Here is a 10,618-nt window from a genome sequence, read left to right as displayed (position 1 = left end):
GTACTGCAGTTATGTGGGAGAGTATGTCGTCGCCTTTCTTTTGAGAATCCTCATCATTTATTTGATGGGGATTTTTTTGTTTTATAAATAGTTTGAAATATAAAATCTTCTTATTTTGGAATTTAGAGCTAAAACGGATTAATTCAATCTGCGCAACAACAAAATTTATGCATAAATGTTTAGTATAGTCTAAAAAGAAAAAAATCTACATTTCTGACACCCCTGAATTGTGATCTAAAACTTTTATTTTGCATTAAAAGCCTGTCGGAAGCATTGGTGTTTCTGTTTATATGATTTGATAGGTTTATTCTCGTTCTAATATTGCATTGAATGATTTAAATCCCGATTGGTTTACTTTTTCATGCCATTTGATCGTCTGGAAAGATCAATGATTTTTTGGTTATCTTTTAAAGATATTATACAAATTCTGGTAGGCTATATGCTTTTAGATATCCGGAATTCAAATAATAACACAGACTCTGTCTTGATTGCTCAAACCATTTGATTTGTTCTTTTATATAAATGTAGTGACTAATAATTATAAAAAAAACTCCTAAGTAAGGAGTTTTGATTACAATGTTAACTTTATTTTTTTAAACTTTTTAAATTAAAATTTATCATTATTTACATCATTTACGAATTGGACAACCCCATTCATAAAGACTTTTTGATCATCCCACATTGCTAAATGACTTCCATTAGGACAGTAAAGGTAACGTCCTTTTTGAACTAATTTACTTTGCTCTTCCATTGCTTTTGGATCCATAGTGTCATATTTTGCCCCAATCATTAAAGTTGGTATTATAAGTTCATGAAGACGATTCTTAATGTCCCATTTGGCTAAACGCCCACTAATCCCGAATTCACTTGGTCCCTGCATCAAGGTATAGATCTCTCCATTTACATGTTTGCTGGCTCTGTTTAGACCATCCGGCCATTCTTTTAAGCGGCATAAATGTTCTTTATAGAAATTTGGGATAAGTAATTCCATGTAACGTGGATTATTGAAATCTTTTTTAGCTTCTAATGCTCTTATTTCTGCAAGAATTTCCGGTTTCATTTGTTTGGCTAATACTTCATCTGCATATTTTCCGTATTCTGGCGCGCTGGCTACCATATTTGCGACTAATAGACCTTTTATGTTTTTTTGGTATTTTAAAGCATATTCCATAGCTAGAATCCCTCCCCAAGAATTTCCTAAAACATAAAAATTGTCTTTATCAGCACCAATTGCTTTTCGAACTTGTTCTACTTCATCTACGAAACGCTCTGTTGTCCATAAGCTACTGTCTTTTGGCTGGTCGCTGTAATATGATCCTAATTGATCGTATTCATAAAACTCAAAACCTTCACGTTGAAAATAGGTTTCGAAACACTCCATATATTCATGTGTCATGGCCGGACCACCATGTAATAATAAGATTTTTATTTTTGGATTCTTTCCAAAACGTTTTGTCCAAACTTTAAATTCCCCAACTGGTGTTTTAATTGAAATCATTTTTACTCCGGCTGATTCCACAGCGGTATTTTGACCATAGGTAAAATAATCTGAAAGTGTTTGTGATTTATTTTCATTTTTACAGGAAATAAATAAAGCAACGAATGCTAGAAGGATGATAGAACGCATATTTATAATTAAATTATTAGTTTCTGGTAGATTTATTCTACATCTAAAATACAAATTTTAATTACACTTTGATATTTATGTTTTACGAAGAAAAAAACATCCCAATACTCTTTAAAAAACGTCATTGGTCGAAATATTATGCAATCAAATACTCATTTACATTAAATTTATATTTTTAATTAGCTAACCACCAAAATTTTAATTGCAATCGTAATGAAAAACCTTTTTCTTTTACTGAGTTTTTTTTGTTTACTATCATCATCTGTCAATAGTCAGGAATTGGTAAAATCTCCGGAACCTTTTGGGCCACTTCCTACGCAAAAACAGATAGATTGGCAGCAAATGGAGTTTTATGCTTTTGTACATTTCTCCTTAAATACTTTTACAAATAAAGAGTGGGGCTATGGCGATGAGTCTCCGCAACTTTTTAATCCAACGAATTTAGATGTTCGTCAATGGGCGCGCGTGGTAAAGGCAGCCGGAATGAAAGGGATTATATTAGTAGCCAAACATCACGATGGTTTTTGTCTATGGCCTTCTGCTTATACGGAACGTTCTGTCAAAAATTCTCCATGGAAAAATGGGAAAGGTGATCTTGTTAAAGAGTTAGCTGCCGCTTGCAAGGAATATGATTTAAAACTAGGCTTATATCTTTCGCCTTGGGATAGAAATCATCCGGAATACGGAAAACCAGAATATATTACTTACTTCAGAAATCAGTTAAAAGAATTATTAAATAATTATGGTGATGTTTTTGAAATGTGGTTTGATGGTGCTAACGGTGGTGATGGATATTATGGTGGAGCAAACGAAACAAGAAAAATAAATACGCTTGAATATTATAATTGGGATGAAACTTATAAAATGATTTATGAGTTAGCTCCAAAAACATTAGTTTGGGGAGTTGGACCTGCAGAAGCAAGATGGATTGGAAATGAGGAAGGCCGGGCTGGAAAAACAAATTGGTCGCTTTTACGCCAGAAAGATGAATTGGCTGGTAAAGTACATTATACCGAATTTATGTCAGGACATGAAAATGGTGAAAAATGGGTTCCAGGTGAGGCCGACGTATCCATAAGACCGGGATGGTTTTACCATAGTGTTGAAGATGACAAGGTGCGCCCTTTGGATGAAATGGTTGATATTTATTATGAATCTATTGGTCGAAATGCTACTTTATTATTGAATCTTCCTGTGGACAGAAGAGGTTTGGTTCATGAAAATGATGAAGCAAGATTAAAAGAATTGGTGGCAACAATAAAAGAAGATTTTAAAACTGAATTATTGGCAGGAAGTAAAATAAGTGCCGATAATGTTAGAGGAAAGAGTACAGAATTTACTGCCAAGAATGTTACTGATGGAAATAAAAATACATATTGGGCAACAGATGACAATGTAAAAACTGCATCAATTGTGTTTGAATTTGACAAACCTACAGCTATTGATCGTGTTTTGCTTCAGGAATATATAAAATTAGGACAGCGCGTTAAGGCTTTTAATATTGAAGTCAAAGTTGATGGAAACTGGAAAACTGTTGCAAATGAAACAACCATTGGTTACAAAAGAATTTTAAGAATCGACCGGGTTATTGCTTCGGCATTAAAAGTGAATATTACAGATTCGAAAGCTAATATTGTAATTTCAAATATTCAGGCTTTTAATGCGCCTACTTTTGTTCGAATGCCGGAAATTCAACGTGATAAAAACGGAAATGTTACTATAAAATCTGAAGAAGGAAATAGTATTTATTATACCGTTGACGGAAGTAATCCAACAACAAAAAGCACATTATATAAAGATATATTTAAATACAACAAAGCCGTTCAGATAAAAGCGGTTGCATTCAATAAAGAAGAAAAAATATATAGTGCTGTTAAAACGGCAAAGTATGGAATTTCTAAAGAAAAATGGAAAATTGTTGCTGTTTCGAGTGGAGATTTAAATTCGGCTATTAAAATAATCGATGGAAATCCAAATACAGATTGGGGATTTGGAAATGAAACCAATAAACTTCCGCAAGAAGTATCAATTGATATGGGAGTAATTCTTAAAATTGCTGGTTTTACTTATGTTCCGCAGCAAGTTGGAAATAATCTTAATTTGATTTCAAAATATGAATTCTATACAAGTTTGGATAATGTAAAATGGACATTACAATCTGATGGTGAGTTTTCGAATATCAAAAATAATCCAATAGAACAAGTAAAAACATTTGCCGAAACGAAAGCAAGATACCTTCGTTTTGTAGCAAAATCTGCTGAAGGAAAAGGACAGACAGTTTCTATCAGCGAAATAAATGTAGTTGAAAAGTAAAATAAGACATCTCAATTGGAAGAAAAAAGTTTTAAAGTTTCTAATTATGTCTTTTACCGAAGCTAACGGGTTATTAGTCGAATTTTTAATTTTATCGGCAAAGTAATTCTTAATTTTATATTATAAATTAAATGAAACAGGCAAATGATTAAAGAAGGCATAAATTTTAAAGAAGCTGGAAAATTCGAAGAAACTCGTTTTGAGAAGATTCATAACGTGATTTTCGAATCATCAAAAGAGGCTTCAATATTAGTTGCTCAAGAAATAGCAAACATAATTCAAAGAAAAGAAGAATTAAACGAGCCTTGTGTTTTAGGATTAGCAACAGGATCTTCGCCAGTAAAAGTTTACGAAGAATTGGTTCGCTTGCATAAAGAAGAAGGTTTGAGTTTTGCAAATGTAGTAACCTTTAATCTGGACGAATATTATCCAATGGATAAAAATAATATTCAGAGTTACTATCATTTTATGCATGAGCACCTTTTTAATCATGTTGATATTCATCCGGAAAATGTAAATATTCCGGACGGAAAAATAAGTAATGAAGATTTACAACAATATTGTATCGATTATGAAATGAAAATTAAAGCCTACGGAGGTTTAGATTTTCAACTTTTAGGAATTGGAAGAACAGGTCATATTGGTTTTAACGAACCGGGATCTCACGTTAATTCAGGAACGAGAAGTATTACATTGGATCATTTGACTCGTACAGACGCGGCATCATCATTTTTAGGAATAGATAATGTGCCTAGAAAAGCAATTACAATGGGAATTGGTACTGTAAAAAATGCCAAAAGAATTGTACTTCTTGGATGGGGAATCAGCAAAGCTGAAATCATTAAAAAAACAATTGAAGGAAATATTTCTTCGCAAGTACCGGCAACGTATTTACAACAGCACAACAACACAACTTTTGTTTTAGATACCGAAGCTTCATCAGAATTAACACGAGTAAAAACTCCCTGGTTGGTAAAATCAGTGATTTGGGACGAAGAGTTAAAACTGAAAGCTGTAGCCTGGTTAAGTGAATTGACGAAAAAACCTTTCCTGAAATTAACAGACAAAGATTATAACGATAACGGTATGTCTAGTGTGTTGACGGAAGAAGGAACTGCGTATGATTTGAACATTAAAATGTTTAATAAAATGCAGCAGACTATTACGGGATGGCCAGGTGGAAAACCAAATGCCGATGATACTTACAGACCGGAACGTGCAACGCCGGAAAGAAAAAGAATTATCATTTTTAGTCCGCATCCAGATGATGATGTTATTTCGATGGGAGGAACTTTTGACAGATTGGTAGAGCAGGGTCACGATGTGCACATTGCATATCAAACTTCAGGAAATATTGCAGTTTCTAACGAAGAGGCTTTAAAATTTGCTGAGATTTCGTTGTCATTAAATCCGAACTCTTCTGAATCTGAAAAGATCATTAACTTTTTGAAAACCAAAAAGCACAATGATATTGATTCTTTAGAAGTTAGAAAATTAAAAGGAAGAATTAGAAGAAGCGAGTCTTTGGCTGCTACAAGATATTTAGGTTTACCGGATACGAATGTTAACTTTTTAGATCTACCATTTTATGAAACTGGAACAGTTAAGAAAAATAACCTTGGAGAGGCTGATATTCAAATTATGTGTGATATTATCGAAAGGATAAAACCACATCAGATATATGCAGCAGGAGATTTAGCAGACCCTCATGGAACCCATAAAGTTTGTTTAGATAGTTTGTTTGAAGCTTTAAAAAGATTAAAGCACAAAAAATTTATGGACGAATGCTGGGTCTGGTTATACAGAGGAGCATGGCATGAATGGGAATCATACCAAATCGAGATGGCGGTTCCGATGAGCCCTGATCAGGTTCTTAAAAAACGTCATGCCATTTTCTATCACCAATCTCAAAAAGATGGTGTTATGTTTCAGGGAGATGATAGCAGAGAATTCTGGGTAAGAGTTGAAGACAGAAACAGATTAACAGCAGAAAAATATCATGCTTTAGGTTTGGCAGATTATTCGGCTATTGAAGCGTTCAAAAGATATTATTTTTAGTTAATTTTTTTATAATACAATAAATTATTTTTTAAATGGTTTATTTTGGTTAGTTACCTGTATGTTGAAAATGCGGCCTTTTGGCCGCATTTTTTTTGCGTTGTGAATTTTACGCAAAGAGCGCAAAGTTTTATATAAAGCAATTATAGATTGAGAAGTTCGCTAAGCTTTTTACAAAGTCTAACTGTAATGTATGTCATCCTGAGCGAAGTCGAAGGAACGCAAAGTTATTCCTCAATAAAAATAAAAATCTTATAAAAGTTATGCGGACAAACCCGACAGGTTTTTAAAACCTGTCAGGTTTAGAAACGTACATGTCAATAACTAAAAAACCTTTGTCAAAGTTTTAAACTTTGACAAAGGTTTTCTCATAATATAATAAGTAATTATTTAAATCGAAGAATTCAAAATTCTTTGTTTTACATGATCAATGTACGATCTTCCAATTACATATCTAAGACCTTCAATTTCAATGCTGTTTCCTTCAACGGCGTCAATTTTATCAATGGCAATGGTGTAAGATCGGTGTATTCTTAAGAAATTTCTTTCGGGTAATAAATCGGTAAAATCAGATAGTGTGCTGTGGATGATATATTTTCCTGTAAGGGTATTTATTTTTAAATAATCTTTTAAACTTTCGATCACTAAAATTTCATTAAAAAAAATTTTCTTCATTCTCTTCTTATCAATCTTAACAAAGATAAAAGGACTTTCAGGGCTAGTTTCCTGAGGAAGATTACTATTACTGTTTAGTCTTTTGCTAATCTTGTTTAGCGTTTTCATTAACCTTGGAAATTCTATAGGTTTTACCAAATAATCCAAAACGTCCAATTCGTAAGTCTCTATTGCAAACTGACTGTAAGCACTTGTTATTACAAGTATCGGTGGATTATCCAGACTTTTTATAAAATTTATACCATCAAGAACCGGCATGTTAATATCCAGAAAAATGACATCAACTTTGTTGTTTTTTAAAAAATTCAGACCTTCTATTGGATTACTAAAAGTATTTATAACCTCAAAATTTTCAATAGGCTCCAGATAGTTTTTGATAACATTAATCGCTAATGGCTCATCGTCTATGATCAAACAGTTTATTTTCATTTTCGATTATTTTGGTGAGAGAAATAATTTTAGTAAGTATAGTTGGTAAAAAAGATGCTAATGCTTGCTAAGAGACCTTGATTACAAGCTTTACGACAAAAATATCCTTTTTATTTTTAAATGAAAGCTTATAGTCGTTTTTATTATAACCTAATTCGAGTCTTTTTTTGACATTCTCTAAACCTATACCACTAGACTTGTTAAAATTGTCCTTATGTTGCGTAATTTCAGGCATAGGATTACTAATAGTGAAATGCAGAAAATCTCCTTTTACCTTGAATTTGATATCAATTAGTACTTTTCCCGTGTTTTTATTAACGCCATGTTTGAATGCATTTTCCAGAAACGTTAATAATATAATAGGGCTAATTTCTTTATCATGAATGTCTCCCGAAATTTCCATATTTACTTCCAGGCGATCATCGTTTCTGATTCTTTCTAAATCCAGGTAATTTTGAATGCATAGTATTTCATTTTCTAAACTTTGTCTGGTGCTTTTTGTGTCATACAGCATATAACGCATTAATTCAGATAGTTTAAGAACGATTTTTGGCGTTTTGTTTGATTTTTCTACCGATAAGGAATAAATATTATTAAGCGTATTAAAGAAGAAATGCGGGGAAATTTGAGATTTCAAAAAAAGCAATTCGGTTTCTAACTGAGATTTTTCAAGATCTGTAACTCTTTTTTGTTCTTTCAAAAAGTCAAAAGTAATCTTAATTGCTGTTACAAAAGTCATCACATAAAGTTCTCCCATCATCATATCAATAGTATAATTGAGTGTCAATTTATCTATTGTTTCAGGACCTTCGGGCCAAACTTCGTGCGTTATTAATAAATAGGTAAGATTGAATTTTAAAACTACCATTATAAAGATAGCACATAAAATTGAAACAACATACTGCAAGTATTTCTTTTTATAAACCAAATTGGGCATCAAAACCAAAATATTCAAATAACATAACGCCATATGAATTGGAAAACCCAACAAATTTGTTTTAAACGAATAACCATAATCATTAAAATAACTTCCCCATCTAAAAGTATTAAATATGAAATAAGTTAACCAAAATATAATGTGATACTGCAATTGAATGCGGTATAACCTGCTTGAATTTAAAATCATAATAATGTGACGTTTTGTGACTTTTTTTGATGTTTATCTAAGTTTATACGTCATCCGTCTAAATTAGTTTTGGTAAAAGTCGTATTTGTTTAAATTTAAAGTTAAATTAAGATTGTTTTATATGAAGAAATTTACTCTGCTTGTTTTGTTCGTCATTTTGGTTACAAGTTGCAAAATAAATGTAAACAAAAATAACCAACAAGATAATTTTTTTACTAATCACGTAAATCCTTTTATCGGTACAGGCGGTCACGGACATACTTATCCGGGTGCAACTGTTCCGTTTGGAATGCTTCAGGTAAGTCCGGACAATGGTATTTCGAGCTGGGATTGGTGTTCAGGGTATCATTATTCAGATTCTATCGTTGCAGGTTTCAGTCATTTACACTTAAGCGGAACAGGAATTGGAGATTTGGCAGACATATTATTAATGCCAACAAATAAAAAACTTGATTTAACTACAAAAACAACTTCACGAGATCAATTACCTTATAAATCAAAATACAATCATGTTAACGAAAAAGCAACACCGGGCTCTTACCAAGTTTTTCTTGAAGATCCTAAAATCAATGTAGAATTAACTTCTTCACAACGCACCGCATTCCATAAATATACATTTGCCAAAAACGATAAACAATCTGTTGTAATCGATCTTGGTTTTGCAATTAATTGGGATAAAGCCTTAAAAACTTCCATAACAGTTGAAGATCAATTTACTATAAGTGGTTATCGATATAGTATGGGCTGGGCAAAAAATCAAAAAGTATTTTTTGTTGCAAAATTTTCAAAACCTATCACAGAATCTGTTTTATTAGCTAATAAACATATAGTTACAGGTAAATCTGCAGAAGGAGAAAACACAGCAGCACAATTATTTTTTGATGCTAATAATAATCAGGAACTATTTATAAAAGTAGCCTTATCATCGGTTAGTGTGGCTAATGCCAAAGATAATCTGGATGGAGAAAGTTCAAATTTTGAAAACACAAAAACAAAGGCAGCTAATATCTGGAATGCTGCTTTAAATAAAATAGAAGTCGAAACGCCGGTCGACTCATTAAAAACCATCTTTTATACCGCGATGTTCCACACCCAAGTTGCCCCTGTAGCCTATAGTGATAAAAACGGTCAATTTAGAAGAGAGGATGATCAAATTGTTACAGCAAAAGATTATACCGCTTATTCGACCTTATCACTATGGGATACTTTTAGAGCCGAAAATCCTTTATTGACTTTATTGGCACCAAAGCAAACATCAGACATTGTAAACTCAATGTTAGCGTATTACGATACTAAAAAAATATTACCGGTTTGGACACTCTACGCCAACGAAACAAATACAATGACAGGATATCATTCCATTCCGGTAATTGTTGACGCTTATCAAAAAGGCATTAAAGGTTTTGATGCCGAAAAAGCTTATCAAGCCATGAAAGCCACCATGATGCAGGACGAGCGCGGATTGAATTTCTACAAAAAATACGGCTACATTCCGTATAATTTATTGGACGAATCTGTTACCATAACTTTAGAATATGCTTATGATGACTGGTGCGTGGCTCAAATGGCAAAAGCATTGGGTAAAACCGAAGATTATCAATTTTTCTTAAACCGTTCAAAAGCTTATCAATATTTATTTGATTCGAAAACCGGATTTATGAGAGGAAAATCAGAAGATGGAAAATCATGGAACGAACCTTTCGATCCAAAACATTCGAATCACAGAGAACACACCGATTATACAGAAGGAAACGCCTGGCAACACAGCTGGTTTGTGCCTCATAATGTAGATGATTTTATTACGCTTCATGGAAGTAACGAAGTGTTTACAAAACGATTGGAACAGCTTTTTACAGAAAGTTCAGAAATTACAGGAAGTAATGTTTCTGCAGATATTTCAGGATTAATTGGTCAGTATGCACACGGAAACGAGCCAAGCCACCACATTGCTTATATGTTTAATCACGCCAATCAGCCGTGGAGAACGCAATATTGGGTGCGTCATATTTTAGACACACAATACAACACAACACCAAACGGATTGAGCGGAAATGAAGATTGCGGACAAATGTCGGCGTGGTATGTTTTCAGTTCAATGGGATTATATCCAATGAATCCCGCTTCTGGCGAATACGAAATAGGAAGTCCGATTTTCGAAAAAGCAAAAATCAATCTCGAAGGAGGAAAATCTTTTGTAATCGAAGCAGAAAATGTTTCAAACAAAAACTTTTATATACAATCGGCAACGCTTAACGGTGTTCCTTTTAATACAACAGTCATTACCCATAAACAAATACTACAAGGCGGAATTTTGCATTTTGTGATGGGAGCTGAACCCAATAAAAACTGGGGAACAAAACACTAAAACCACGTAACTAACTAAAAAACAA

The 10,618-nt window shown here is 32.9% G+C and carries 6 protein-coding genes; 3 read left to right on the top strand and 3 right to left on the bottom strand.

The genetic code is table 11. The annotated features are described in order from the left end of the window. Window positions 1–607 precede the first annotated feature (607 nt). Entirely contained in the window at window positions 608–1,627 is a 1,020-nt protein-coding gene (locus tag AC4FQ3_RS06975) for a proline iminopeptidase-family hydrolase (protein WP_491181384.1), read from the bottom strand. Between the two features lie 213 nt (window positions 1,628–1,840). Here AC4FQ3_RS06975 and AC4FQ3_RS06970 point away from each other — a divergent pair, with 213 nt between their 5' ends. Together AC4FQ3_RS06970 and nagB are read left to right on the top strand one after the other, a co-directional pair. Further along, complete coding sequence (locus AC4FQ3_RS06970; RefSeq protein WP_491181383.1) at window positions 1,841–3,940, top strand: alpha-L-fucosidase; 2,100 nt, start codon at window positions 1,841–1,843, stop codon at window positions 3,938–3,940. A 144-nt stretch (window positions 3,941–4,084) separates the two neighbouring features. Beyond that, entirely contained in the window at window positions 4,085–5,998 is a 1,914-nt protein-coding gene (gene nagB, locus AC4FQ3_RS06965; RefSeq protein ID WP_042566718.1) for a glucosamine-6-phosphate deaminase, read from the top strand. A gap of 390 nt (window positions 5,999–6,388) precedes the next feature. On the opposite strand, the gene AC4FQ3_RS06960 is transcribed toward nagB, so the two are convergent. Then, the gene (locus AC4FQ3_RS06960) at window positions 6,389–7,102 is read right to left on the bottom strand and encodes a LytR/AlgR family response regulator transcription factor (RefSeq protein WP_491181382.1); all 714 of its coding nucleotides are present in this window, start codon (window positions 7,100–7,102) and stop codon (window positions 6,389–6,391) included. A 67-nt stretch (window positions 7,103–7,169) separates the two neighbouring features. After that, window positions 7,170–8,228, bottom strand: coding sequence for a sensor histidine kinase (locus AC4FQ3_RS06955; protein WP_491181381.1), 1,059 nt, complete (start codon window positions 8,226–8,228; stop codon window positions 7,170–7,172). A gap of 121 nt (window positions 8,229–8,349) precedes the next feature. Here AC4FQ3_RS06955 and AC4FQ3_RS06950 point away from each other — a divergent pair, with 121 nt between their 5' ends. Beyond that, entirely contained in the window at window positions 8,350–10,593 is a 2,244-nt protein-coding gene (locus AC4FQ3_RS06950; RefSeq protein WP_491181380.1) for a GH92 family glycosyl hydrolase, read from the top strand. The last annotated feature ends 25 nt before the right edge of the window (window positions 10,594–10,618 follow it).

The sequence above is a fragment of the Flavobacterium sp. AK-345 genome (genome assembly GCF_058310175.1).
This window is presented reverse-complemented; position numbering and strand designations above follow the sequence as displayed.